Consider the following 25,176-nt stretch of genomic DNA (forward strand, 5'->3'; position numbering starts at 1 on the left):
CGGTTAAAGCAGGAATCAACCTGTGGCTTTGAAGTACAGAATAAAATGGGATGGTAATACCACAGAACCATACCCTAGAATTATCCGGTAATTCCCGTGTTCTCGGACCAAACGTGGAGTTAGGAGCTTATGAAGGGGCAGAACTCTCTCCTGCACCCACTCCTGCTGCTTCTCGCATTCTTTATGTCCGAGCAACTGCTTTAGGGGATAATAATGGGACTTCTTGGAGTAATGCGTTTACCGATCTACAAGATGCTTTAGCTGCATCCCGCAGTGGGGATAAAATTTGGGTTGCTGGAGGGACTTATACCCGAATTTCTCACAAAATCTGCGATCGCCAAACACAGAAGCCTTACAGGAAGTGGGTTTGAACAGAGCGATCGCAGATTTCCCCAACCAACAGTCTGTTGTCAGATTTTAAGTTAAAATCAACCCGAATTAGACAAAGATGAAAAGATAAATCAATCACTCATTTTTCCAAAAAAATTATTAATAAAATCTCTAATAGTACTAGATTGTTAGAATAAAATATGCTATAATTTAATTATTAAAGCAATTTACCTTAAACTGATTTAATGAGTCCCAGTCATCCCCGAACCCCTCGTCAAGTAATCAACTTTAGTAAACAGAAAGGAAAAGAAATAATCGCTAATTTTGATGGGGGACTAATCACTTCAGATGCGGGGATTGTCTGGATAGCTGAGTTGGATAAAAAACTGGGAATTACGGAGAAGTTTGGTAACTGTTTTCAAGATCATCGTCATCAATCTTATGTAGATCATTCCGTTCATGAGTTATTAGCACAAAGGCTTTATGGAATTATTTTAGGCTATGAAGATGTCAATGACCATGATAAATTACGTCACGATCCTGCCCTTAAGATCGCTTTAGAAAAGCTTAATGAACTTGAAGATAAAAAGGGATGGTTAGCTGGAAAAAGTACAATTAATAGATTGGAATATTGTCCTGAGACTATTCTCGACCAAAAAACGAGTCGTTATCATAAAATAGAAACCAACTTTGAAGCCATTGAAAAATCTTTTGTCGAATTTTTTTTAGAGTCTTATAAAAAACCTCCCTTAAGTATTATATTAGATATGGATGTCACGGATGACCAAGTACATGGTAATCAAGAAGGGGCATTTTTTAATAGTTATTATCACGGAGTATGTTATGCTCCTTTATATATTTTCTGTGGGCATCATTTATTAGTTGCTAAACTTCGTTCATCTAATGTAGATCCAGCCGATGGAGCCTTAGACGAATTACAAAGAATTATCGGACTAATTAGAGAAAAATGCTCAGAGACTCATATCCTAGTTAGGGGTGATAGTGCCTATGCCCGTGAAGAAATCTTCTATTTTTGTGAAAATCAGCCTTTAGTTGATTATGTTATAGCTATGGGAACAAATGGCGTTCTTAAGTTACGAGCGGATGATGTAATTGAAAAAGCCAAACATGAATATGAAAAAAAACTAGCTCCAATAACTGAATTAATGGTAATTGCTCACCGTAATAAAGAATCTGTCTTGACAACATAAAGGTAAAATCGGGGATTTTTATGTATAGTGGGGGTTATGACCACAAATGCTACCATTGATTCAAAGCTAGTTAGAGCTATCGCCGATGAACAGTTGGCGAACAATGTCTTCATGATTGAGTGGCTAGTCAAGGCACAACAACAGTTATCTCTTCAACAAAGACTGATTGACCAGCAACAATAACAAATCTCTACACAACAGCAAGAAATTGAAAAATTGAAAGAAGAGAGAGATAAGCTAAAAAACCGTAACTCAAAAAACAGTTCAGTCCCCCCATCATCAGACCCACTAAAAAAGCCTTCTGACAAAAAGAAACGCAAAAAAGGATTTAAACGCGGACCAAAATATGTTGTAGAAGAATTATTATCGCTATAGCTAGTGCTTGTCCTTATCAAGATATTTTGTCTATTGCTAACAAAAGAATTAAAACTATTCCTAATACTGGATAAGTAGAATAAGTTGTTTTTAAAAAAAGATATCTATCATAAGTTGTTGACTGACTGATACTTTTATTTAGTCTTATTTATCGTGGAGAAAATCAAAAGTTAATATAATTATTCCCTCTTAAACTCAATTTTTGGATAATCAAAGTCAATTTTTTTATTCATCTATATTCAAAATTTCTATTAGTCCTAAAAATTATCATTTTTCATCTCTGGATTGGGCTTTCAAATTAATTTGTGAGAAATCCGGGTAAAGCGGTGGTAGGTTCATCCGCAATAATCATTTTCGGGTTTAATAATAAAGCTAAAGCCATCGCTACCCGTTGGCGCATTCCACCACTAAACTCATGGGGATATTGTCCCCAACGGTTGGGAGGAATCTTAACTTTTTCCAGGGTTTTGATGGCGATATTTTTGGCTTCTTTACGAGATAGTTGAGGGCGATGGGCCAGTAAAGTTTCTAGACAATGTTCGCCAATAGTCATCAAAGGATCAAGACGAGTCATGGGGTCCTGAAACACTAACCCCACCACTTCACCGCGAAACCGTCTTAACCCTTCCCCGTCTAACTTGAAAATAGATTCACCCTGAAACTGGATTTTTCCCTCAATTTGCGTTAGTTTAGGCAGTAAACCCATTGCAGCTTTACCAATAGTAGATTTACCACACCCTGACTCTCCTACTAAGCCTATTTTTTCTCCTTTTTCGAGGGTGAATGAAACTTGATCTACTGCCCAAGTCTGACTTAATGGGTATTGAATACGCAACTCATCAACATAAAATAAAGGTTTATCGTTCATTAATAATATATAGTATTTAGATTTGATAAATAAAGGGTAACATAGGCTTCTAGCCTGTACAAGCAAGATGCTTATGTTACAGTTTAATAATAACAAAATTATAAAAATCGATTAATTTTGAATAAACTGAGATCATATTCAGTTTCTTTTTTTATCACTAAATCTGTTAATATTTTGCCGACTAAGGTTGTAAATTTAAACCCATGACCTGAAAATCCAGCAGCAATGAAAATGTTAGCATATTCGGGATGTTGATCAATAATAAAATGTTTATCGGGAGTCATAGTATATAAACAACGTCTTGTTTCTATTAACTCTCCATTAGCGTTGGGTAAATATTGTTTTAAAAAGCTTCTTAAGTTTTCTGTCCATTGTAAAGAAGGGGTATAATCAACCTCTTTTATGGTTTCAACTGTATCCCATCCATAAAAGGTAGATAATTTTAATCCTTGATGATCGCAAGCAGGAAGTCCATAGGGAAACTGTCCATATTTTTCGTTTAAATGAGCAAGAAAAATAGGAAAATTACCAGGTATAAAATCCTCAGAATTAGCAACTTTGAAAAAGGCTAATTGACAGGGCATAATAGTTAAAGGTAAGGTTAATCCTAATGACATTAAAATTTGTTTTGTCCAACTTCCTGCTGCGATAATTAATTGTTGACAAACATAAGTATTATGATTAGTTTTGATGGTAATTTCTTCGTTGTTTTGATTAATGTTAATTACCGGGGTGTTATCTTCAATTATTGCTCCATATTTTTGGGCTAATTTTAGATGGGATAAGACACAGCAAGATGCCTTTTAAATTCCTGTATCTTCTTGATATAATCCTTCCATAGTTTCAGGAATATTAAACTGAGGAAACCGTTTATTTATTTCCGTTGCTGTTAAAGTTTGATAGGGTATATTTTCCTGTGTCATACTATTCGCAACTTCTTGCATAGATGGAGAATTGATTAAACCAAAATCTAATTCTCCCGTTTTAATATATAATGTCTCCTTTGCTTCTTTTTCTAAGGCAAACCAGAGAGAATAAGCTGCCCGCATTAGTTTAACATAGATGGGGTTGTCATAAGCATAACGAATGACTCTAGAATAGCCATAAGAACTGCCTTTATTATGATTAATGTTAAATTGTTCTAAAATGAGAACTCTTTTTTTTTCCTTGGCTAAATAATAAGCAGCAGCACTTCCTATTCCACCGGCACCAAGGACAATAACATCAAAATTGCTAGTCATAATTTTGTACAATTAATTATCATTATAACACGCTTTATTCTAATGTATGCTTCTTAAAAATATCTCCTCTTACGACTCTAGCTTTTCTATGGTTGGTTCCTGAACACATATAATTATAATATTCGCCAAATTCATTATTGTTCTTTTTATTATTCATAATATTCTGTTCTAATTCTACTAATTTTCTTGGAAAATTTTTAGGAATATTTCCTTCAACTTTAGCTATTTCCACCACCATAGTAAAAAAGCTCGATTTTCTATACCAAATCGAATCATCAGTAAGTTGAAAGTCTTTAATAATAGCAAAAGTTTTAATTAGTAAAGCTTTCATATGATTTTTATCTAGATACTCATCATTATATTGAATAATATAATTTTCTATTTCTTTATCTTGAGGAAAATAACCTGTTTCTTCTAAGGTTGACATAACTAATAAAATAAAATACAAATCCGCCATGCGAGTAAATTCTGATTCACGAAAAACAGGAAAATCACTTAAATCAATATTATCTAATATATCTTTAGCTATCTTTAGCTGTTTGAATAAATTCACCGTCATAAATAGCATTATGAATCTCCACATCCTCTAGTTTAAACTTGGTTAGGTTGATTCTTCTAAATACTTCTTTGATATCACTGTCATCAACTTGACCAATATCTCTAACTACAATTTGATATGACAAAAATTCTCCTCTTTCATTATCAGTTAAATCCTCAAATTTTTTGATTTTTTCAAAGTTTTATCATGTTTTCCATCCATATATTTTTTAATTGTTGTTAATCTTTGTTGTCCATCTATTACCCATTCTGTAGTCCGCATTTTTTTAAGATCAACTTCCCCTTTACAGACATAAATTTCTGGAAAAGGATACCCTTTTAAGATCGTATCAATAAACTCCTCCTGATGATCATGTGTCCAAACAAACTTACGCTGAAAATCTGGTATAATAACTAATTTACCACTTTCTATGTTTTGGTAAATATCAGCTATAGTTGGATTGGTTACTGAAGATTTGATTTGTTTTAGCATCTTATTTGATTTTTATTTGTGCGTTGATAATTTGTTTTAAGCTACTGATTGTATATCGTTCAAAATAAGAATAACTTTTGAACACTCCAGCAGAGACTTTATAATTTCCTACTTCTGATCTACCATAAGAAATGGATTTAAAGAAGTCGAACCACGATTGTTTTAATATTCCGACACCAAACGACTTGGGAAGTTTATCAGGTCGAATCCAACCTATTGCTGTATACTCAAGAAAAGAATGATATTGTTCTAATTCTCTTACATTTATACTTTTTCTTGCTTGTCTAAGTTCCATTTGATAGTCATAAATAGGTTCTAACATTTTTTCGTATAATTGAGATGAAATAATGGCAACATCAATATCTGAATCATCATCAAACTTCTTTTGTTTCAAAGGACTAAATCCTAACTTTACTGAACCTGTAATATAGATTTCATAGAATTTAATGTCAAATTGATTAGCAATTCTTTTCCTAAATTCATAATAGTCATCTTGATTATCAGTAAATATATAAGGGATTCCATGTATTAAATATTTACGACAAAAATCAATTATTTCCTCTTCATTTTTAATTTTACTTATGTCGTCGAAAAATGTTTCTAACTCTTCCATCAGAGAAAGTAATACAGTATTGAGAGAATTATAGCATTAACTTGTTAACATCAAAAGGTTAACAAGATTCGGAGGTACCTCAGAATGACAGATAATTTTAATACTTTTATTGATAGTTAATATCAATAAATAACCTCTAGGAGTGCTATTAACTCAAAGGGAAAAAAGCTTGAATATAAGTAGAAATTATAATTTCTCCCCAAAATAAACTCAAAATTGCACCCAATGCTAAAAATGGACCAAAAGGAAAGTATTGAAGACGACCCATAAATCCTAAAACCATTCCGCTAACACCAAATAAAGAACCCAATAAACAAGCTAAAAAACTGGTGACTAAGAGATATTTCCATCCTAACCAAGCACCTAACATTGCAGCTAACTTAGAGTCTCCTCCTCCTAACGCTTCTTTCCCAAAAACCCAGGTACCACCCCAGCGAATAATACAAAATAACCAGATTCCCAAAACAGCACTGGTGATCGCTGTCATTAAATATTCAGGGGTTTGAGCAAATTGCCAACCTATGATCCCTTGAAAGATTAACCCTAATATTAACCCTGACTTGGTTAATTCTCCTGGTAAGGTCATGGTATCAAAATCAATCATAGCAAGGGAGACTAACCAACTAACTAACACCCAATAACCGATGGTTGTAAGGGTAAATTGATATTGCCAGAATACAGCACAAAATAATAAACCTGTGATAGCTTCTATTAAAGGATAACGCACCGAGATCGGAGTATGACACCAACGACAGCGTCCCCGTAACCATAACCAACCTAACACTGGGACATTCTCTGTTTTGCCCAAAGGATGTTCACAATGGGGACAACGGGAAGGAGGATGAATTAAAGATATTCCTTCTGGTAAGCGATAAATAACAACGTTGAGAAAGCTACCGATACAAGCACCAAAGACAAAGACAAATGGAAGGGTAATAGAGGCGATTAATAAATCCATCTTTTTTGACTTACCAATTATTAGTTATTATTCAATTCCTACTGTTAGCTTAACTCAAAAATATTTGTAAAGCAAATGTTAAGACTTGGTTTCTTTGCTTTCTTAAGGCGATCGCAGAGAAACCGTTATATATTGCTGACTACGACATCTTAGACACCATCACCGCCGGCAATTTTCCCCCAGATTATCGCAAGTATATCTAGTTTATGTTGTTACCTAGCCTGAGTTCGGAGTAGGGGTCAACGGCCGTTGACCCCTACTTTTGATTTTGACAAGTTATCTAGAAATTTCCTTAGATAAAACTCAGGTTAATTCACTATTTTTTGCTTCTAAATTAGACAAACGACTTTGTAATTCTTGGTTTTCTTGTTTCAGTTTTTCAATTTCATCTCGTAACCCTTGAATTCCTTTATCTGAACCTAATTTTTTGCGGACTTTCTTGATAGCTTCTTCTGCCCTTCTTTTAACGCGTCCATCCGGGGTACTATCGGCTAAACCTTGCAAAATATTTATCGCTTTTGGGGTTTCCATTTGTCCTAATGCTGTGCTAACAGCGACTTGTGTTAAGAAGAAAGTTTCTTGAGAAATGGCTTCTAAACTATCTAGAATTTCCTCTAATTTATCCGGGGTTTGTCCTGTGGAAATAGTCCCTAATGCCCGAATTGCTGCTAACCTTAATGCTTGAGGGATTCCTAATTTTGTATATTCCATAATCACATCCACAGCATCACCATTAGTTTTTAGTTTACTTAACCCTGTAATTGCTCCTGATCTTACCACTTCATTCCAACCTGAACGGGTTTCTAAAACCTTTTTTAATAAGTCAATTACTTCTGGTGTTTTCTCTTTTAAACTACCGGATAAAATTGACCCTAAACTACTAGCGATCGCAGCTTCACAATAGTAGCTTTTTTCTTCGGTTTTTAGAGCCGTTTTTAAGGTTTGATAACAGTGATCATTTTTTATTCTTCCTAAGCTTTGAATCACGGTACGACGTACTTTTTGATCTTCGTCCTCTAACCCTTTAACTAAGGCTTCTCCTGCTTGATCTAAACCAATTTTTCCTAACTGTTTAGCTGCCTCTAATCTTATACCCCAAAACGGATCATTTGTCAAGGCTTCTTCTAAACTTTTAATGGCTTCTAAGTTGCCTTTTTTCCCAATAGCAATGGCTGCATAAGTTCGAGAAACGGGGTCAGGATCATACTTTAATTGAGCTTTTAATTCAGCAAGAGGATATTCTAATTTTACTGTTTTCAAGAAGTAGTTATTAACATCGAAACTGATATAATCTGCTTGAGTTTCTAAGGGGAAGTAAAAGGTTTGTTGTTTCTCATGAAGACGCAAAGTAAAGATTTTTATTGGTGACTTCTCATAGCCAAAACCTATAGGAATTTTGAGATCAAAGATATCTTTAATGTTACCATCTTCTTCTTTGGCTTGGGTTTGGGTAACGGTTAATTTAGCTAAATTATTATCATTATCCCAACTATAACTTATCTTATAATCTGGGTGTCCTCCTCGGAAGACATATTGATCGAATAGGAATAGTAAGTTATAACCTGTTGCTGTTTCTATTGCCCTTAGTAAGTCAACGGTTTCTACAGTTTTGTGAGCATTATCATTGACAAATTTATGGATAGCTTTATCGAATAATTCCTCTCCTAAAATTCCTCGAATCATGTGATAAACACAAGCACCTTTTTCGTATAAATGGCGATCATATAATTCAATTGCTTCTCGGTAAACATTGGTAACAATGGGGCGACGATAACGGGAAGAATCTTCATCTAAATAACTTCTTGCTTCGTTCAATAAATAATAAGCAGCGTCGTCTTTTCCGTATTCATTTTCTGTCCAGAAAACCTCAGAATAAGAAGCCATTCCTTCCTTGATCCAAGCGTGTGACCAATGTTTAATAACAACCAGATCCCCAAACCATTGATGTGCCAATTCGTGGGCGACTAAACTTTCTGTAAAGGTTTTATCTTTAACTGCTTTTTCATCTAATAAACAGCGATCAGTTAAGAGTGTAGTTGAGGTGTTTTCCATTCCCCCAAAAATGAAGTCACTAACACAAGCTTGAGCATATTTAGGGAAAGGATAATCATAACCAAATTTTGAGGAAAAATAGTCAATCATTTGGGGAGTTTTCCCCATACTTAATTTAGCTTCTTCTTCCTTCCCTTTTTCTACATAATAATTGACTGGAATATCTTTCCATTGGTCTTTTATTTCACTAAATTCTCCTACTGCTAATGTCATTAAATAAGTAGGATGAATCTGTTCTTGTAACCAATGATATACAGTTTCTTCCCCAAGGGTTTCTTGACTTATTAATTTCCCGTTAGAAATTGCCATAAAGTTATTAGGAACTTTAACTTTAATTTCCGAAGTTGCCAACTGTCCCGGATAGTCAAAACAAGGGAACCAAAACCTTGAATCTTCATCTTCTCCTTGGGTCCAAACTTGAGTAGGTTTATCGGGATAATGTTCATCTGGTGCAATAAAATAGAGTCCCCTTTGAGGGTTTTCTACTCCATAGTTTATACTGATTGTAATAGCATCTTCTTGGGTAGGTTGGAGAAGATTAATAGTTAATGTTTCTTTGTCATAATCAAAAGGTTGACTAACTTCCTTGATGAAAACAGAATTGATGTTTAAGTCAACAGCATCGAGAATTAATTGCTTGATTCCAGAGCGAACAGGAGTTAAAGTAATAGTGCAAGTTCCTGTGAAGCTTTGATTAGGAATATCTAAGGTTAGATCGAGGAAAATATGGTCAACTTGTCCGTAGCGATCTGGGTTATAATGGGGTTTAGCTCCAGGTAATTCAAATTTACGGTTATTGTCTTCGCTGTCAAAGTTCTTGATGGTCATGAATTGTTAATAGTAAGGGATTGAATAGATTTAGTTATAGAAACATATTTAAAATTATAACACCCATAACCATTCATGGTACAACACGCCAAAAAATTCGATTTCGTCTAGCAACTGGAAGGTATATTCTCAATGGATAAAATTCAGATGAAATACTTTGAAAAAGAAGACATTATTCATATAACTATCTCTGATGAACCAGAGTTTAATAGTGTCGAAATTAATCCCAATATTACGGCTGAATTAAACGATTTAGGAGAATTAATTGGCATAGAAATCACTAATGCTAGTTCTTTTATTCGAGATTAAATTTTAGAGTCAACCCAAGCTAAGATATTAAATATGTATCCCCAGTCATAGGATTTGTAACAATAAGAGATTCAAGGAGGCTGTTAATTTAGACTTGCTTAATATTATTGGACTTTGGATAAAAAACAATTGTTAGTGTAAATTTTACGCTAAACATATCTCCAGAGCTAAAATAGAGAATTAAGGTGATTTTAAAAACTCTCTTTCCATCTTTTTAGGGGATTTTAAATATTAAATAGCTTCATTCAGTTTCGGTTCCAATATAGATATCTAAGTAGCTTTCAGTTAGAGATTGAATGACTCGTTCTAATTCATCAATGAGATTTCTTCTAGTGAGTTTTTCTACAGCATCAATATGAGCAGAACTTCCGGCTCGTCCTAAATATTTATATTTGGTTTTTTTCTCATTATTAGTGGCCATAGGAAAAATTGATTCAGCAGCCTGTAGTTTATAATACCAGTAGATTGTTCCCTTTCCATTAACCTGATAACGAATAATATGACAATTAGCTGGTGCTACTTCCCCTTCCCGTTCAATTTTCTTTATTTTCTGTTTAAGAGAGCGAATTAGACTCTTAATTTGTTTGGCTCTCAGGTGGACATCTTGACTGGTCTTAAGTTCGGAATGTGATGACATTAGCCTTAACTGTAACAAACAACCTCTTTTGATGTTAGCGTATATATTCCGCTAATTAATAAGGTAATAAATTTTAAAAATGACCAAAAATGAAACGGCTACTTCTGTCGAGGAATTCCTGGTGTGGAGGTCTAACCTCTTCCAAGGACTAAAAGCTAGAAAAGAAACTATTATAGAATTACTCGATGCCCTCTCCAGTAACCAACAAGCTCACTCAGTCGTTGAATTGTCTCTCAATCCTTTATTTAGAAGAGATTATAACAGTTTATATAGAGGAATTCAAGAGTTTTTACCCACTCAAACTGACCCTAATTATGAACAGAGAATTGAGACTTTATTTTCAGCGGTATCGAGAACAATTCCTCCCACTTCAAAACATTATAACTTATTTGGTATTGACACAACTCCCTGTCCACGACGGTTTGCCGAAACGTTAGCGGATAAAACTTTTATTCATTACCCCAATCCAATTAAGGGAAATAAACCCATTAATATTGGACATTGTTATTCCGTTGTCTGCGCTTTACCTGACCAAATAGACACAGAAAAAGTCCCTTGGGCTGTCCCCTTATCAGGAGAGCGAGTCCCCTCTAAACATAAAGGAGTAAATCAAGGCAATCAACAACTAAAAAAAATCTGGCAAAGTTCTTTATTTTCTGATAAATTATCTGCCTTAGTGGCTGATAGTGACTACAGCCAAAAGGATTTTATTGGGGAACAAGTTAAGCATGAAGACCTAGTTACTATTACAAGAGTTAGAAGTGACCGAGTTTTTTATCGTCAATTTATTCGGGACCCAAATCAAGCCAAAACTTCGGGACATCCCCGTTGGTATGGGGATAAATTTGACCTTAAAGATGACCAAACTTGGACTGAACCTGATGAAGTTCATCATGTTCCCTTTACAACGAAAAAAAGTCGTCAATTAACAGTGACTATTTCGGGATGGAAACAGATGTTAATGAGAGGAACTAAAAACTATAAGATGAACAATCACCCCTTTACTTTACTCCAGATTGTTGTCAGAGATCAAGAAAGAAATAGTATTTGGAAACCTATGTGGCTTATTGTTATTGGTTCTCGGCGCGATGAGTTAAGTTTAGTTGATTGTTATCAGTGTTATCGACAACGTTATGACATGGAACATCTTTTTCGATTTGGTAAACAAAGATTATTGATGACATCTTATTTAACTCCCGATGTACATCATGAAGAAAATTGGTTTAAACTAACACTTCTTTCTTATGTAAATTTGTGGGCTGCCAGAAAATTAGCTGTGGTTTTACCCCGTGATTGGGAACAGTATTTGAAGACTAATAAATCCATCAAAATCACCCCTAGTCTAGTTCAAAGAGACTTTTCAAGAATAATTACGACCTTGGGGACTTTCGCCAAATTTCCCAAACGTCGAGGTTTTTCTTCCGGACGTATTAAAGGTTACAAAAAAGCCCCACGAACTCGTCATGATGTTATCAAGAAAGGGAGCAAAAAATCAACTGAAAACTTAAAAGCTCCTTAGTTTTCCTCAGAATCTATAGATTAGCCCTATTTGTCAGCCAATTTTATTGACTGATACAGAGCCGATATTTTGGGATTTTAGTTTAGCGTAAAATATACGCTAACAAACTTTTTTTGTCCAAAGTCCAATATACTGGGACACCAACTAGAGTAGCAAAACTCTTAAAGAAACAAAAAGGTATATGTCCTCAATGTAAGCAACACTTTACACCTGATGACTTGATAGAAGTTGACCACATTATCCCTAAATCGAAAGGTGGAAAGGATGAGTTCAACAATCTACAAGCTCTACATCGTCACTGTCATGATGTCAAAAGCAAAAATGATTATCTCTATGATTGGCTAGATAATGGCTATGAATGGAAAGACGACGTATTAACAGTACCCATGACAAGGGACTAATTGCCGAGAGCCGTATGAGGTGAAAGTCTCACGTACGCTTCGGACTGGGAGGAGAGGTAAGTGATTACCTTTTCGACCCCTAATCAACGGGTTTTAGTTGTGGGGGATGGTAAGTTAGGACAATTAGTTGCCCAAACTTTGGCTTTAACTGGCTGTGATTTATGGGCAATTGGTCGTCACTCGGAAAAATTAGCCAATCTTGCTGCTAGAGGCATTAAAATCGGTCTAGAAGCAGATGTACAAGAGAGAAGCTTTGATATTGCGGTAGATTGTACAGGAAACCCCCAAGGGTTCGACTTAGCCCGTCGTTCTCTCCGTCCTCGTGGTATTTTGGTCTTAAAAAGTACCTATGCAGGAAAATTAACCCTAGATGCTTCAGCTTTAGTGGTGGATGAAATTACCGTTATTGGTTCCCGTTGCGGTCCCTTTGCCCCGGCTTTGAAATTATTGGAACAGGAAAAAGTTGACGTTAAACCCCTAATTGATGGTCGTTATACCATAGACGAAGGACTTAAAGCCTTTGGAATAGCTCAAAAACGAGGTATTTTGAAGGTTTTGGTGGAGATCAACCACTGACTTCACGAACAAGTGTCAAGAATTTTCTGATCATTCTGACTAATAGTATTAATACGATGATAGCCTTGTAAACCCATTTCAGCCCATTGACCATTAGTAGAAGCTGTGGTGGGAATTTGTAGGTTAATGGCGTAATTATAACGAGTGCCATCATAAGGGTCGATAATGGACATCTTCATCTGATTATCTTCAAAGGTTCCCGTAAAACAACTAAAATCTGAGCGCGGCATATAAACAGCCCCTTGAATCTCTCCTTGATGGACTGTAAACACCATATAGTGTTGTCCAATTTCATCAGGTTTACGAGAAGTTCCATATAAATAAGTGCCGTTAGCTAACCCATTTTTTGTGACTGTTTGTCCTAATAATTCTTCTTGATTTTTATCCATCTCTTTTTCTGCCGCAAGGGTTGGTATATTATGGGAGATGGTCAAACCGAAAATTAGACTAGACAACAATAAAGAACAATGAGTAAGTGAGGGTAAAAGCGATTTATTCAATAGCATGATTCTGTGTCTTAAAAATCCCTAAAAGGTTTATATATATACATTACATCTGTAATAACTGTAATAATATAGAATGAAATAACCCAAGAAGAGTATTTATTTTCCTTACAGCTAGTTGGTTTAATGATAGGATAATTGACTGAAGAATCTGTCAATTAAACTAACTCTTCTGATTTCTGCGTAAAACTTAAATAGAAGCTTATGTCCAAGCAAGCAATTATATTTTTCAGCCTTAAGACAAGCCCCGATGAAACCTGAAAACCTTTAAAATTGACAGGACATCGATTAAGTCTCAATATACTTACTCACAACCACCACTATTGTGCAATCACTTTTTAATAATTGTCAAGAATTTTCTTAAGTTTTAACAAGTAGAAAACTCTTTACTTTTCTTAACATTAAATATGTTTTACAGCAGTTTCTTTTCACGACTTACTTCAGCAAAGCCATTGTGATCAAACCTTGTTGACCTACTAAAACTTCTCTCAGTAGGCTACAAATACCGACCCAAATGATGGGACTGATATCAACCCCACCAACAGGGGGAATAACACGGCGAACCGGTATTAATAAAGGTTCAGTGGGGAAAGCAATTAAATTCCAAGGGAGACGGTTTAACTCAACTTGAGGATACCAAGTTAAGACAATACGAAAGATAAATAAGAAGGTCATCAAACCCAGAAATAATCCTAAACCCCAGTTCGCTATATTAATTAAATCCATGATCTTACAGTTATTTCCGTATTCCTTACCATTCTATCACAAATATAGGTCAATCACAAATATAAGGCTTCCTACCCTCATAGAATATCTTTTATTGCTCAAGGATTAACTGCTTGTGTTATCCAGTTTTTCTCATTATCTAAGTAATATAAGGTTCTTTGGTGGGGGTTCCCTTTTAACTCTAGGTGATCAACTTTTTCAGCATTAAATAAAAGTAGTATAAAATTAGGTAGAGGTTGATTTGTTAACGGTTTTTCTTGGATAAAATCTTGTTTATTTTCAGTTAAATTTATACCTGGATATGGCCAAGTAAACTGTTGTTTAGCTGAGTCGGAAAGCTTTTGCCAAATTGTTAATCTTGGGGTTTGATTTTCATGGTTTTCACCAATTATAGTTAAATTTCCACTGAAACGAAATTGCTCTCTCGTTTTGGGGAAATACCAACAAATTTCACTACAGGGGTCATCATTAATATGATTAATTTTTTCACTGCGACGATCCGTGATAATCTGTAATTGATTACTCTGGTCTAAAAAGCCCCTAAAAACAACAGTCCGGTTAGTTGGTTTTCCTCCAAAATCAACAGTTGCTAATTGAAAATAACGAGCATTAGGTAAACTGCGATTTCGATGAAGGGCGCGAGACAAAATTGATCGCCAAGGAGATAATTTTTCTGTCATCACTTATAAATTATTACTTACAAATTATTATTTATCGATTAATAATATCAAATTACGATAAACTAAGAACAGTATCATTATAGCAAAATGAGGAGGATAGGATGGATAATGAGCTTTTTTCTTTTTTGTTGGGGGTGACACTGTTAATTGCTTATTTAATTTTTTCAGCTAAAACAGAAATGGGAACTAAGTTGTTTAAGAAAAAAAAGAAGTAACCGGAGTTCGGAGTTCGGAGTTTTTTACAGGATATAATCAGGGTTTAAGACTATTGATTTTGACCAGTTTTCTATAAATTTCCTTATATCGAACTCAGGTAAGTAAGCAGAATAAGTTACTATTTATTAGTTCATTTATATTGTTGACTCCTTACTGAATTTGTTTAATCATTGACTGATGAATTATTCTTCATTAAACAACAGTTAAATGACCTCCAAAAGAAAACAATTACGTCCATTATTTTTGGCTTGATAAAGTGATTTATCAGCAACATTAATCAACATTGAAGGAGAAACTCCTTTAATGGGAATCATAGAGGCTAAACCCATACTAATGGTAACATAGTCACTTATTTTAGAACGAAAATGAGGTATTTTTAATAAAGCAATTTCCTCTTGTATTGTTTCGGCAACTTTAATTGCCCCATCTGGATTAGTATTTGGTAAAACAATAACTAATTCTTCTCCTCCATAACGGCAAACTAAATCAGCCGGTCTTCTTAAGCTTTTTTGGATAGTTTTAGCAATGGCAATTAAACAACGATCACCTGCTTGATGTCCATACTTATCGTTGTATTGTTTGAAGTAATCTACATCAGCTAAAATTAAGGATAGATAGCGTCTTTCTCGGCACATTCTTGCCCATTCTTGTTTTAAATACTCATCAAAACGACGACGGTTTGCTATTGGTAATAAGGGGTCTAAAATGGCTAATTGTTCTAACTCTTCATTCGCTTCTTTTAGTTTTGTATTAGCTGCTTTCAGTTCGGCATTGATTTCTTTGAGTTCAGCAGTTTGTTCAGCAATAATTTTTGCCTGGTTACGAGTTAGTTCTTGTAATTTCTGATTCATTATTTCTAATTGTTTTCTTTGTTGGATTACTTTTTGATCTTGTAAATAACTATGTAAAGCTTCAACAACAGTTAATTTTAAATCTTCTGATTGCCAAGGTTTAGGTACATAACGATATAGTCTAGAGTATTTTATAGCATCACCTACTGCGTCTAAATTAGCTTGTCCAGTTAACATTATTTTTAGGGTATCAGGAGACATTTTGTGAATACGTTGTAACACTTCATCTCCTTTAATATCTGGCATTATATAATCAGACAAAACTAAGGCAACTTGACAACCCTCTGTAATTAAATCTTGCATTAATTCTAAAGCATCTTCTCCCCCTTCTGCGGTTTCGATAATATACTTATCCCCTAATGCTTTTTTTAGTTCAATTTTTAAACTATCTAAGACGGTAACTTCATCATCAATACAAATTACGATAGGTTTATTGTTATTAAATTTAATCGATTTATCAAAATTAGAGGACATAGGGGAAAATAGAGAGCTATAATGTAAATATAGTAAATTAGATATGGGATAGACCAGATTTTATATTTTTGATTAGGTCTTCACTACTCCAAGGTTTATGTAAACAACTATGTAAGTTGGCATATTTTTTTGCTTGTTCTAGTGAATGTTCATCTGCTTGACCGGTTAACATAATTTTAACAATTTTTGGAAAGCGTTTATGAACTTCAATTAAGAATTCATCCCCCTTCATAACTGGCATTAACCAGTCTGATACAATCACTAAAATAGTGATCTCATCGTCTTGTAATTCTTCGATAATTTCTAATGCTTCGTCAGCACTTTCTGCTGCTTCATAAAGGTAGGTATCTTGAAATTCTTTTTTTAGTTGAATTTTGAGACTATCTAAAATAACTTTCTCATCATCAACACATAAAATTACTGGTTTAATCATCGTTAATCACTCCTGATTGTTTATTCACGGGATATTATTGGGAGATTTGTAATTCTTTGATTTGGGAATTATCAGCCTTTTCTTTGGTTATCATGGGAATGGATACGGTAAATACGGTTTCTCCTGACACAGAATTGACGCTAATTTTCCCCTCATGTTTTTCCAGAATTCGCTTGACAATATCTAACCCCAAACCACTGCCCTCTCCTGCAACTTTTGTCGTAAAAAAGGGTTCAAAAATACGAGGTAAAATATCACTGGGAATACCTTTGCCACTATCAGTAATTCTTACATCAATCATATCATTATTCTTCTCAACATCAATCCGTAATTTCCCTTGATAATTCATTGCTTGTAAGGCATTGTGGATCAAATTTGTCCAGACTTGGGTTAATTCATCGGGATAACAAAGAATAGGAGGTAATTCTTGATAATTTTTAATGACATCAACCCCTTTTTTGATTTGATTATAGTATAGAGTTAAGACAGTTTCAATCCCCTTAATTAAGTCTCCTTCCGTCTTTTCTGTACCAAAATCATAACGGGCATAAGATTTTAAAGCAAAGATTATTTTTGCGGCCCTTTCTGTTGCTGTTTGAATGGTTTCTGTGCTTTTTCTGAGAGTAAAAAATTCGTAGGCTTTATCAAGAATATCTAAGCCGTCTGGTTGCTTAAATAGGGGTAAAATAGATGATAATTCTGGTTCCGAAATACCCATATCTACTAAAGTGTCTGCAATGCGATCGCTATGTTCAATATTGGCAGAATCTAAGGTATTTCTTAGCTTTCTTTTTAACTTTCTTTTCTCCCGACTGGATAAAGCTTGTAAGGCCGGATATCTTAATAATTCTAAGAAATAAGGTTGCTGTTTATGATCAATAGTTTGCCAAAAATTTAATTGAGTTTTAATATCTTTTCCTAAAAAATCTGCTAAATTTTCCACAGAGGAACGAATCGCACCTAATGGGGTATTAATTTCATGGGAAATACCGGCCACTAATTGTCCTAATACAGCCATTTTTTCAGATTCTACTAATTGACTTTGTGCTTGTTTTAACTGTTGCAATGTGGCAACTAATTTATTGTTTCTTTCTTGTAAATGTTTCTGTAATCTGCGAATTTCTAAATGGGTTTCTACTCTGGCAAAAAGTTCTTTTTCTTGAATGGGTTTACTGACATAATCAACTCCTCCCATTTCAAAGGCTTTAACTTTGTCTAAAACAGCATCTAATGCGCTAACAAAAATGATAGGAATATCTTTTGTTTTGGGGTCAGCTTTTAATTTTTCACACACTGCATATCCGTCCATTTCTGGCATCATGACATCCAATAAATTAAGTCTGGAGGCAAATTTTTAATGGTAGTTAATGCTAATTTTCCACTGGGTACGGGACGGACTTCGTACCCTTTACTTTTAAACATATCCACAATCAATCGTAAATTGATAGGGGAATCATCAACTACGACAATGTTACCTTTTGAGTTATTATCTTTATTAGTTTTAATCATTGTTTTAAATCAGAGACAGGAATTTTTACTAAGGTTTATTTATGGGGAATTGTGGGAAAGATTACACAATTTTATCTACCAATAAGTTTAACTTATTCAAGTAAATCTAACAATGTTTCATGTTCAAAATTTTCTGTTAAATGATAAATAGCACGAGCAAGATCAGGATTATTATCTTTAATTTTTTCCAGTAAACTATCAATAGTAACTGAATCTACATTAACAACAGCCTGTTTAAAATCTTTTACCCAAGCATCAGATAAATTGGCAATAGTTTGGGAATTAATTACTTTATGCACGTCAATTTTTGTTTTTTTTTGTTCGTTATTTTCATCGGTTTCATAGATGAACTGAACACCGATTTGTTTCTCCATAGCGTCGAATATTTCTGCCTCCCTAAAAGGTTTACGAATGAAGCTATCACACCCGGTAGATAAGACAACTGCTTTCTCTTCTTCAAATACACTAGCTGTTAAAGCAATAATAGCTGTTGCTTGTCCTTTCATTGTGGTTTTAATCACCTTAGTTGCCTCATATCCGTCCATAATAGGCATTTTCATATCCATCCAAATTAGATGAGGTTCCCATTGTTGCCATACTTGTATAGCTTCTTTTCCATTACTTGCTGTTCTTATCTCAAATCCTAAAGGTGTCAATAATTTAACAACTAATTCCCGATTACTATAACGATCATCTACTACCAAAATACGGTACTGTGGTTGATTAGGTTGCAGTCCAATCACTTTTCTTCGAGGTTTGATTTCAGTTTTAATTTCTGTTGCTTTAATTTCTTCTACTTCAATATTAAATTTAATAATTGTTCCCCTTCCTACTTCACTATTCATAGCAATATCTCCTCCCATCAAATTAATAAATTTACGACTAATCGTTAATCCTAAAGCTGTTCCTTCTTGATTATTTTTAACTCCTTTACTTTGCACAAAGGGTTCAAATAAACGGTCTAATTCTTCTTGAGAAATACCCTGTCCAGTATCTTCAATCTCTATAATAATTGTTTTCTTAGTTGATAATTTATTTTATGTTTCTTTTGTGTCATTTGTCTCCATAAAGTTCAAACTTTCTCCTCTAACTCTTAGAGATACGCCACCTTCTTCTGTAAATTTTAAAGCATTGTTAATCAAATTAACTAACACTTGACGTAATTTAACTTGATCGGTACGAATATATTGGGGAACATTAGGCGATCGCTCAAATAATAATCGTAACTTTTGTTCTTCTGCTTTAAACTGAAACATATCTTCTAAGTCATCTAAAAGACGATAAAAATCCAACTCTGTTTTATTAATTATTGTCCTTCCTGCCTCTATTTTAGATAAGTCGAGAACTTGGTTAATGAGGTTCAATAAATGTTCTCCGCTACCAGTAATAATACTCAAATTTTCTTGCTGTTCTGCATCTAATTTTGAGGAACGACGCATGATTTGAGCAAACCCTAAAATAGCATTTAAAGCGGTGCGTAGTTCATGACTCATATTAGCTAAAAATTCACCCTTAATACGGTTAGCTGCTTCGGCTTTCTTGACTGCTTCTTCCATCACTGTATGGGAAAATTCTAAGGCTGCTAATAGTAATATCTCTCTTAGTTTTTCCGCTGCTTCTTTTTCAAACTTTTTCCAAGGTATGGCTGTATTTTTAACAGTCTCTTTCCATATTGCAAAAGAATTACGAGGACAAAGCTTTATTTCTCCATCTACACCTATTGAGAAGCTTTCGTTAGGATCTCCAGCCCAATTGACGGTTTGAATGACTTCAGGACGAAACCAAATAATATAATAAGATGTGCTATTGAGTAGAATAGAAATAGCTAAAATGCCACTGGATTCCGTTATTATATCTTTCCCTTGATTATAAATTTTACTTAGGTTATGGGTAGCAAAAACTTTCTCTCTATGATTACTTTTTAACCAGAGTATTAAATCTTCAATAGCTGCTTTTTTGGGGGTTTTACCGACTAAATTAAGAGTCTCACCATAGGATAAGGCGACTCCTTGTGCATTAACTAAATTGAGTAAGGTATCTGTTTCTTGATTAACTAATCTTGTAAGAAGATTAGTCTCATAATCTACAGATGTTTTTAAATAAGTTTGTAGCTGTTTAATTAGATTAACTTGTTGCTTATCTTGGGTTTTTTGAGCAGTGACTAAATTATCGGGAACTAACTCAGCTATCAATTCACAAACTTTCCGTATTTTGTAACTAATATATTTAGGTGCATAATTATGACAAGCAATTAGTCCCCACAATTTTTTGAGCAACCTCTTCTAAAGTTTTTCCTTGTTTAATTCTTTCATAGCAAGGGCGAAATAATTGATAAAATGATAAGTTAGTTTCACTACTAGGTTTAGACAAAGGTTCTAATTCTAAGATTAAACCTTCTCGTTGCCGACTTAAACAGCCTTCAAAGACCTGAAATTTACCTTCTAAATTAACGGTAATTTGCAGAGGATTATAAGATTTTATCTGTTCTCTTTTTCGATGATTATGAATTGTTTCTAATGCTGATTTGTCAAAGATTTTACTAAGATTATTATTTAACAATTCTTGGGCAGCGATGCCAAAAAAAATTTCTGTATTATCACTTACTTGTATAATTTCTAATAGTGGTTCCTTTAAAACAAAGACAACTCCATGTGGTTGAATTTCATTAGCTAAAACTAGAGAATCTTGCACCATTTCTGTTAGCATTTCAGGAGTTGCATTTTTTAAACTTTTCAGTACCATGATTTAACATCCTCATCATTAAAATCATAAAATATTTCTATTGTAAATAGTTACATACAACAGCATAAAGTTTATTGTGGACTTGTTTTTTAAATATTACGTCCCTATAACTAAAATGCAAGAATAATTATCATATCTTCATGAAGTTTTGTTTGATTTAAGTAAAAAGAAATTTATATTTCTTGTGAAATGAGGAACGTTTATGGAGGAATGATGAAATAGTCTACTTCAAAACTGATTTTTTCAGATAGCCCATGATAGGAGTGATCTATGGTATAATCCATACTCAGAATAGATAAAATTTTAAATTATTAATTAGTCGAAATATGATATCCCATAATTTTTTAGATTGGATGACGGTTTTTAGTTATGTTGGATTTACCAGCTTAATTATCTGGATTGTTTGCTTTAAAAACTAAAGTGCAAATAAGATTAGAATCTATTTAGGTTGAGAAAAAAGGACTGATTAGGATATAATGTTCTTATAAAATAAGTAAAAAGATTACTGAAAGGTTTAATAAAATAGCCATGATCAACACAGAAATTATCGCTAATTATGCCAAAAGTAGTGCCAAGGAACTTGGCATTAATAAGTATGACATTTATGGTTCTTCTATTGATGAAACCAGTGTTGAAGTCGATAAAGGAGAACCCAAACAAGTTCAAGCATCTAACCGATCCAGTGTCATTGTGAGAGTCTGGAATGAAAAGGGAACAGTTGGGGTGACAAGTACCACAGATTTAGATGAACTTGGTATAAAATTAGCCTTAGAAACAGCCAAAGAAGCCAGTAGTTTTGGTCATACGAATAATCCTCCAGACTTTAGCCCTCAAGCTAAAGAGAGCATTGAAAATAATGGAGATGAAATCGTAGAAGCGGCACCAGTTCCTACCTTGATCGATACCTTAATCGAAGCAGAAACAAACCTTTTAAAAGCCCATCCTGCTATCCAAGGAGTCCCTTACAATGGGTTATCCCAAGAAGACATAAAAAGATTTTATCTCAACAGTGAGGGTTCCCTGCGTCAAGAAGCTCGTTCCTATGCAGTCATCTATCTCTATAGTCGCACAGAAGAAGAAGGGAAAAAACCCAGAGGGGCTAGTTCCATGAAAATCAGTCGAGGTTTAGAAACTTTGGACGTTGATGGTTGTTTAAAAGAGGTGACGGAAAAAACAATTAGTCATATTAACTATCAAACCATCCCCTCAGGAAAATACACCATTGTTTTTTCTCCTAAAGCCTTTTTAAGTTTAATTGGTTCCTTTTCTAACCTGTTTAATGCCCAAAATATTCTAGATAAACAAAGTCTTTCAGACTTAGAGTCTATTGGAAAAGAGGTCGCTTCTCCCTTACTTTCTTTGTGTGATGATGCCCTACATCCTGATAATATTGGGGCAGAAACTTTTGATGGAGAAGGAACCCCTACCCGTCGGATTGAACTTATTAAAGATGGAATTTTGGGAGGATTATTACACAGTTCTGGAACCGCTAAAAGGATGAACTCCCAACCCACAGGCAACGCCAACATCGGGGCAAAAGTCACAGTTGGTTCTCATTTTTACCACGTTTTTTCCAACTCTGAAGCTAACCCTCAATACAACCTAGATGAAGCAGAAAACGTCATTTTTATTGACCAATTACAAGCCCTTCATGCAGGGGTAAATGCCCTACAAGGTTCCTTTTCCTTACCCTTTGATGGTTGGTTGGTGAATAAAGGCAAATTAACCAGTATCGATGCGGCCACCGTTGCAGGAGATTATCTAACCTTATTGAAGTCCATTGTCTGTGTGGAATCAGAAGCAGAGGTTACTCCTGGTGGTGTCTGTCCGAGAGTTTGGGTAAAAGATTTGTCTGTTACCGGAGAGTAATTCCCAAAATCTGGGTTTTGTCCAGTAGGGGTCAACGCAATACTGCTCGGCCCGCGAAAAATTGTCTGTTGAGACAAGCTTTCTCTCGCTGTGGATGCTTTCTTGAGCAGAGGTAGAAAATGGGACTTACTCAAGAGCCTCCTCTGCCCCCGACCCCTCAAGAGCCTCGCTTAACTAGAGCGTTTCGAGCAAAACCTACGCAGTATTGGGGGTCAACGGCCGTTGACCCCTACTGCCTTGGCTTTCATCCCTGGATTTTCCTTGCTCAATATTTTAGATAACTTCTTCCATTGCAAAAAAAATATAATAAAATTGCTAAGAAGGCCCCCTGGATATTATACTAAAGCTTGACTATATTTTGTTGGTTAATTATGTCAAAAAAAAGAGTTCTTGTTACAGGTGCGACCGGAAGAACAGGATTATTTGTAGTCAAGAAACTTCGTCAAACTTCTGATAAGTTTGAGGTCTTTGGTTTTGCTAGAGATAACGAGAAAGTAAAAGAATTATTTGGTTCAACTGAAGGATTTTTTGTGGGAGATATTACCAACAAATCCAGTTTAGAACCTGCTTTAAAAGGATGTGATTCCTTAGTGATTGTTACCAGTTCTTTCCCGAAAATGAAAGCACCTGCCCAAGAAGGGCAACGACCAGAATTTGAGTTTGAACCCGGAGGAATGCCGGAAGAAGTTGATTGGATAGGGCAAAAAAATCAGATTGATCTTGCTAAAGAATTGGGCATTAATAAGATTGTTTTAGTTGGATCAATGGGAGGAACAAACCGTGAGCATCCTCTCAATAAAATGGGTAATGGTAATGTTTTAATTTGGAAGCGGAAAGCAGAAGAATATTTGATTGATTCAGGTATCGATTATACTATTATTCGCGCTGGTGGTTTAATTAATGAACCAGGAGGTAAACGAGAGTTAATTGTGGGAAAAAATGACACTTTTTTAGAAAATCCTCCCAATGGCATACCGACGGTTATTCCTAGAGAAGATGTAGCAGAATTAGTTGTACAAGCACTAATAGAATCTACAGCTAAAAATAAAGCTTTCGATGTCATTAGTAAACCGGAAGATGATTCTACGGCTAATATTACTAAGGACTTTGCTTCTTTATTTGGACAAACAACACCTGGGTTATAGATTAAACATTTATTTACTGGTATAGGAAATACCTTAATTAAGAATAGCCTTGGCTGTAAATTCTGCTTTTTCTAAATGGGGAACATGGCCACATTCTGGAATCCAAATTAGTTGGCTATTGGGGATTAATTCTTTAAATTTATTAGCATCCTTTGTTCCTAATATTTTGTCATTTTCTCCCCAAATAACGATTGTTTCTTGTTTTAAATTGATAATTTCTTGCTTCAAAGAACCATAACCACCACTTTTGGTAAAAGAAATTAAAGCTTGACTCCACTGCTCACATTTAAGATGTAAAGCAGCACAGAGTTGTGCATCTTTATTGGCAAAACTTTTATCATAATAAGCAGATTCACTAATTTTCTGTCTCACCTTAAGGTTACGTAAAAAAGCTGTTGATAAATAGTCTAGAGGAGGAAACATAAATTTTCCTATCTTGGGTGGTGCAGCTAACCCTGCACTATCTATTAACACTAATTTGCTAACGGTTTCTGGGTAGGTTAATGTAAAATCAATTGCTGTTGCACCTCCCATAGAAGCACCGACTAAAATACATGGTTCTTTAATTAAAGTTTTCCAGGTATAATATAAGTGAGTTTTAATGGTTTCAGGACTAAATAATAAATCACTGCTTCTTTCAGTAAAACCAAAGCCTAATAAATCAATGGCCCAAGTTGCATGAGATTGAGATAAAATTGGGAAAAGACGACGATATTCTAATAAAGAACTGTCAAAGCCGTGTAGAAGCAAAACAGGTGGCTTTTCCTCTCCCTGGAAAACATAGCTGGTAGGGATAGGTTGAGGGGACAGAGGGGTTATAATGTTCTCGAACTTAATCTTATCAACTAAGTCAAGGGATGTTTCTTCAGTTAAATTTTTTGCTTCGAAAGGAAGAAAAACCATAACAACTATTCAGGGAGAAAACACTTATTGATCAACAGTTAATTCATTGTTACCCGTTGATTATATCATTTCTCATACTTGTGAGGTACACAGTTTTCTAGTTTTACGAGTTCGGAGTTCGGAGTTCGGAGTTAGATGTTAGATGTTAGGTGTACCTCATGAGATTAGGGGTCGAAG

Annotated in this window: 25 protein-coding genes and 4 pseudogenes; 9 read left to right on the plus strand and 20 right to left on the minus strand. The window is 34.6% G+C overall.

Translation table 11 applies throughout. The features are described 5' to 3' along the window. The first annotated feature begins 50 nt into the window (after nt 1-50). The 3 genes and pseudogenes from CWATDRAFT_RS37295 to CWATDRAFT_RS41810 form a co-directional block, all read left to right on the plus strand. Nucleotides 51-371, plus strand: coding sequence for a hypothetical protein (locus tag CWATDRAFT_RS37295; RefSeq protein WP_007305954.1), 321 nt, complete (start codon nt 51-53; stop codon nt 369-371). A 204-nt stretch (nt 372-575) separates the two neighbouring features. Beyond that, nucleotides 576-1,503: pseudogene (locus tag CWATDRAFT_RS15765) on the plus strand (IS1380-like element ISCwa5 family transposase); the annotation flags it as partial. Between the two features lie 65 nt (nt 1,504-1,568). After that, nucleotides 1,569-1,889, plus strand: a pseudogene (locus CWATDRAFT_RS41810) (DUF6444 domain-containing protein); the annotation flags it as partial. Nucleotides 1,890-2,235: 346 nt separating this feature from the next. On the opposite strand, the pseudogene CWATDRAFT_RS15770 reads toward CWATDRAFT_RS41810, so the two are convergent. The 8 genes and pseudogenes from CWATDRAFT_RS15770 to CWATDRAFT_RS15800 all read right to left on the minus strand — a co-directional run. Then, nucleotides 2,236-2,784, minus strand: a pseudogene (locus CWATDRAFT_RS15770) (ATP-binding cassette domain-containing protein); the annotation flags it as partial. A 98-nt stretch (nt 2,785-2,882) separates the two neighbouring features. Beyond that, nucleotides 2,883-4,025, minus strand: a pseudogene (solA, locus tag CWATDRAFT_RS39905) (N-methyl-L-tryptophan oxidase). Between the two features lie 34 nt (nt 4,026-4,059). Then, nucleotides 4,060-4,584 (minus strand): hypothetical protein, encoded by a 525-nt coding sequence (locus CWATDRAFT_RS39910; RefSeq protein ID WP_232287119.1) that lies wholly within the window; start codon nt 4,582-4,584, stop codon nt 4,060-4,062. Next, nucleotides 4,547-4,708, minus strand: coding sequence for a hypothetical protein (locus CWATDRAFT_RS39915; protein WP_232287120.1), 162 nt, complete (start codon nt 4,706-4,708; stop codon nt 4,547-4,549). Before CWATDRAFT_RS39915 ends, CWATDRAFT_RS39910 begins: the two co-directional genes overlap by 38 nt. 23 nt (nt 4,709-4,731) lie before the next feature. After that, on the minus strand, nt 4,732-5,055 hold the full coding sequence (locus CWATDRAFT_RS39920) for a DUF262 domain-containing protein (protein WP_007305979.1): 324 nt from the start codon (nt 5,053-5,055) through the stop codon (nt 4,732-4,734). A gap of 1 nt (nt 5,056) precedes the next feature. Next, nucleotides 5,057-5,668 (minus strand): hypothetical protein, encoded by a 612-nt coding sequence (locus CWATDRAFT_RS15790; RefSeq protein WP_007305978.1) that lies wholly within the window; start codon nt 5,666-5,668, stop codon nt 5,057-5,059. 148 nt (nt 5,669-5,816) lie between these two features. Beyond that, entirely contained in the window at nt 5,817-6,626 is an 810-nt protein-coding gene (locus tag CWATDRAFT_RS15795; RefSeq protein ID WP_007305977.1) for a prepilin peptidase, read from the minus strand. A 303-nt stretch (nt 6,627-6,929) separates the two neighbouring features. Continuing rightward, nucleotides 6,930-9,506 (minus strand): M1 family metallopeptidase, encoded by a 2,577-nt coding sequence (locus tag CWATDRAFT_RS15800; protein WP_007305976.1) that lies wholly within the window; start codon nt 9,504-9,506, stop codon nt 6,930-6,932. Nucleotides 9,507-9,638: 132 nt separating this feature from the next. Here CWATDRAFT_RS15800 and CWATDRAFT_RS33840 point away from each other — a divergent pair, with 132 nt between their 5' ends. Next, complete coding sequence (locus CWATDRAFT_RS33840) at nt 9,639-9,815, plus strand: DUF2283 domain-containing protein (protein WP_021829975.1); 177 nt, start codon at nt 9,639-9,641, stop codon at nt 9,813-9,815. Between the two features lie 241 nt (nt 9,816-10,056). Here CWATDRAFT_RS33840 and CWATDRAFT_RS15805 read toward each other — a convergent pair whose 3' ends face one another. After that, complete coding sequence (locus CWATDRAFT_RS15805) at nt 10,057-10,452, minus strand: hypothetical protein (protein ID WP_007303072.1); 396 nt, start codon at nt 10,450-10,452, stop codon at nt 10,057-10,059. 79 nt (nt 10,453-10,531) lie between these two features. Between CWATDRAFT_RS15805 and CWATDRAFT_RS15810 the strand changes: the two genes are divergently transcribed. The 3 genes from CWATDRAFT_RS15810 to CWATDRAFT_RS15820 all read left to right on the plus strand — a co-directional run bounded on the left by CWATDRAFT_RS15810 (nt 10,532) and on the right by CWATDRAFT_RS15820 (nt 12,948). Next, nucleotides 10,532-11,971: an NF041680 family putative transposase gene (locus tag CWATDRAFT_RS15810; protein WP_007305956.1), complete on the plus strand. Its 1,440-nt coding sequence runs from the start codon at nt 10,532-10,534 to the stop codon at nt 11,969-11,971. 113 nt (nt 11,972-12,084) lie between these two features. After that, nucleotides 12,085-12,372 carry an HNH endonuclease gene (locus CWATDRAFT_RS15815; protein ID WP_007305957.1) on the plus strand — a complete coding sequence of 96 codons (288 nt, stop codon included), beginning with the start codon at nt 12,085-12,087 and terminating at the stop codon, nt 12,370-12,372. A gap of 60 nt (nt 12,373-12,432) precedes the next feature. After that, on the plus strand, nt 12,433-12,948 hold the full coding sequence (locus CWATDRAFT_RS15820) for a zinc-binding dehydrogenase (protein WP_007305958.1): 516 nt from the start codon (nt 12,433-12,435) through the stop codon (nt 12,946-12,948). 2 nt (nt 12,949-12,950) lie between these two features. Here the strand turns inward: CWATDRAFT_RS15820 and CWATDRAFT_RS15825 are convergent, their stop codons facing one another. From CWATDRAFT_RS15825 to CWATDRAFT_RS15860, 10 genes are all read right to left on the minus strand, one after another. Next, entirely contained in the window at nt 12,951-13,337 is a 387-nt protein-coding gene (locus tag CWATDRAFT_RS15825) for a hypothetical protein (protein ID WP_021832009.1), read from the minus strand. Between the two features lie 549 nt (nt 13,338-13,886). Continuing rightward, entirely contained in the window at nt 13,887-14,177 is a 291-nt protein-coding gene (locus CWATDRAFT_RS15830; RefSeq protein ID WP_007305974.1) for a YggT family protein, read from the minus strand. 98 nt (nt 14,178-14,275) lie between these two features. Beyond that, nucleotides 14,276-14,857, minus strand: a complete 582-nt coding sequence (locus tag CWATDRAFT_RS15835; protein ID WP_007305973.1) for an Npun_F5749 family FMN-dependent PPOX-type flavoprotein — start codon at nt 14,855-14,857, stop codon at nt 14,276-14,278. A gap of 419 nt (nt 14,858-15,276) precedes the next feature. Continuing rightward, entirely contained in the window at nt 15,277-16,398 is a 1,122-nt protein-coding gene (locus tag CWATDRAFT_RS15840; RefSeq protein WP_007305972.1) for a diguanylate cyclase domain-containing protein, read from the minus strand. Between the two features lie 37 nt (nt 16,399-16,435). Beyond that, nucleotides 16,436-16,831, minus strand: coding sequence for a response regulator (locus CWATDRAFT_RS15845; RefSeq protein WP_007305971.1), 396 nt, complete (start codon nt 16,829-16,831; stop codon nt 16,436-16,438). Between the two features lie 34 nt (nt 16,832-16,865). Next, a complete protein-coding gene (locus CWATDRAFT_RS15850) occupies nt 16,866-18,152 on the minus strand; it encodes a hybrid sensor histidine kinase/response regulator (protein ID WP_007305970.1) in 1,287 nt (428 codons plus the stop codon). Next, nucleotides 18,149-18,340, minus strand: a complete 192-nt coding sequence (locus tag CWATDRAFT_RS39925) for a response regulator (protein WP_007305969.1) — start codon at nt 18,338-18,340, stop codon at nt 18,149-18,151. Before CWATDRAFT_RS39925 ends, CWATDRAFT_RS15850 begins: the two co-directional genes overlap by 4 nt. Nucleotides 18,341-18,432: 92 nt before the next feature. Next, entirely contained in the window at nt 18,433-19,353 is a 921-nt protein-coding gene (locus tag CWATDRAFT_RS31795) for a response regulator (protein ID WP_326997420.1), read from the minus strand. A 24-nt stretch (nt 19,354-19,377) separates the two neighbouring features. Further along, nucleotides 19,378-20,616 (minus strand): sensor histidine kinase, encoded by a 1,239-nt coding sequence (locus CWATDRAFT_RS31800; RefSeq protein WP_050018358.1) that lies wholly within the window; start codon nt 20,614-20,616, stop codon nt 19,378-19,380. Then, complete coding sequence (locus tag CWATDRAFT_RS15860; RefSeq protein WP_007305966.1) at nt 20,579-21,082, minus strand: histidine kinase; 504 nt, start codon at nt 21,080-21,082, stop codon at nt 20,579-20,581. Before CWATDRAFT_RS15860 ends, CWATDRAFT_RS31800 begins: the two co-directional genes overlap by 38 nt. Before the next feature lie 528 nt (nt 21,083-21,610). On the opposite strand from CWATDRAFT_RS15860, the gene CWATDRAFT_RS15865 reads away from it, so the two are divergent. Beyond that, nucleotides 21,611-22,951: a TldD/PmbA family protein gene (locus tag CWATDRAFT_RS15865; RefSeq protein WP_007305959.1), complete on the plus strand. Its 1,341-nt coding sequence runs from the start codon at nt 21,611-21,613 to the stop codon at nt 22,949-22,951. A 371-nt stretch (nt 22,952-23,322) separates the two neighbouring features. Beyond that, nucleotides 23,323-24,096 carry an SDR family oxidoreductase gene (locus CWATDRAFT_RS15870; RefSeq protein WP_007305960.1) on the plus strand — a complete coding sequence of 258 codons (774 nt, stop codon included), beginning with the start codon at nt 23,323-23,325 and terminating at the stop codon, nt 24,094-24,096. A 33-nt stretch (nt 24,097-24,129) separates the two neighbouring features. Here CWATDRAFT_RS15870 and CWATDRAFT_RS15875 read toward each other — a convergent pair whose 3' ends face one another. Next, nucleotides 24,130-24,999, minus strand: a complete 870-nt coding sequence (locus tag CWATDRAFT_RS15875) for an alpha/beta fold hydrolase (RefSeq protein WP_007305965.1) — start codon at nt 24,997-24,999, stop codon at nt 24,130-24,132. Nucleotides 25,000-25,176: the final 177 nt, after the last annotated feature.

This window comes from Crocosphaera watsonii WH 8501 (genome assembly GCF_000167195.1).
Lineage (GTDB): Bacteria > Cyanobacteriota > Cyanobacteriia > Cyanobacteriales > Microcystaceae > Crocosphaera > Crocosphaera watsonii.

What these genes read in the sequence shown, in the direction of transcription:
- CWATDRAFT_RS15875 (WP_007305965.1), bottom strand. Translation starts at nt 24,999, where the DNA reads ATGGTTTTTCTTCCTTTCGAAGCAAAAAATTTAACTGAAGAAACATCC.
- CWATDRAFT_RS15795 (WP_007305977.1), bottom strand. Translation starts at nt 6,626, where the DNA reads ATGGATTTATTAATCGCCTCTATTACCCTTCCATTTGTCTTTGTCTTT.
- CWATDRAFT_RS39920 (WP_007305979.1), bottom strand. Translation starts at nt 5,055, where the DNA reads ATGCTAAAACAAATCAAATCTTCAGTAACCAATCCAACTATAGCTGAT.
- CWATDRAFT_RS15835 (WP_007305973.1), bottom strand. Translation starts at nt 14,857, where the DNA reads ATGACAGAAAAATTATCTCCTTGGCGATCAATTTTGTCTCGCGCCCTT.
- CWATDRAFT_RS15825 (WP_021832009.1), bottom strand. Translation starts at nt 13,337, where the DNA reads ATGGATAAAAATCAAGAAGAATTATTAGGACAAACAGTCACAAAAAAT.
- CWATDRAFT_RS15800 (WP_007305976.1), bottom strand. Translation starts at nt 9,506, where the DNA reads ATGACCATCAAGAACTTTGACAGCGAAGACAATAACCGTAAATTTGAA.
- CWATDRAFT_RS39925 (WP_007305969.1), bottom strand. Translation starts at nt 18,340, where the DNA reads ATGATTAAAACTAATAAAGATAATAACTCAAAAGGTAACATTGTCGTA.
- CWATDRAFT_RS15850 (WP_007305970.1), bottom strand. Translation starts at nt 18,152, where the DNA reads ATGATGCCAGAAATGGACGGATATGCAGTGTGTGAAAAATTAAAAGCT.
- CWATDRAFT_RS33840 (WP_021829975.1), top strand. Translation starts at nt 9,639, where the DNA reads ATGGATAAAATTCAGATGAAATACTTTGAAAAAGAAGACATTATTCAT.
- CWATDRAFT_RS15790 (WP_007305978.1), bottom strand. Translation starts at nt 5,668, where the DNA reads ATGGAAGAGTTAGAAACATTTTTCGACGACATAAGTAAAATTAAAAAT.
- CWATDRAFT_RS39910 (WP_232287119.1), bottom strand. Translation starts at nt 4,584, where the DNA reads ATGACGGTGAATTTATTCAAACAGCTAAAGATAGCTAAAGATATATTA.
- CWATDRAFT_RS15805 (WP_007303072.1), bottom strand. Translation starts at nt 10,452, where the DNA reads ATGTCATCACATTCCGAACTTAAGACCAGTCAAGATGTCCACCTGAGA.
- CWATDRAFT_RS15840 (WP_007305972.1), bottom strand. Translation starts at nt 16,398, where the DNA reads ATGTCCTCTAATTTTGATAAATCGATTAAATTTAATAACAATAAACCT.
- CWATDRAFT_RS15830 (WP_007305974.1), bottom strand. Translation starts at nt 14,177, where the DNA reads ATGGATTTAATTAATATAGCGAACTGGGGTTTAGGATTATTTCTGGGT.
- CWATDRAFT_RS15810 (WP_007305956.1), top strand. Translation starts at nt 10,532, where the DNA reads ATGACCAAAAATGAAACGGCTACTTCTGTCGAGGAATTCCTGGTGTGG.
- CWATDRAFT_RS37295 (WP_007305954.1), top strand. Translation starts at nt 51, where the DNA reads ATGGTAATACCACAGAACCATACCCTAGAATTATCCGGTAATTCCCGT.
- CWATDRAFT_RS15845 (WP_007305971.1), bottom strand. Translation starts at nt 16,831, where the DNA reads ATGATTAAACCAGTAATTTTATGTGTTGATGATGAGAAAGTTATTTTA.
- CWATDRAFT_RS15865 (WP_007305959.1), top strand. Translation starts at nt 21,611, where the DNA reads ATGATCAACACAGAAATTATCGCTAATTATGCCAAAAGTAGTGCCAAG.
- CWATDRAFT_RS15860 (WP_007305966.1), bottom strand. Translation starts at nt 21,082, where the DNA reads ATGGTACTGAAAAGTTTAAAAAATGCAACTCCTGAAATGCTAACAGAA.
- CWATDRAFT_RS15870 (WP_007305960.1), top strand. Translation starts at nt 23,323, where the DNA reads ATGTCAAAAAAAAGAGTTCTTGTTACAGGTGCGACCGGAAGAACAGGA.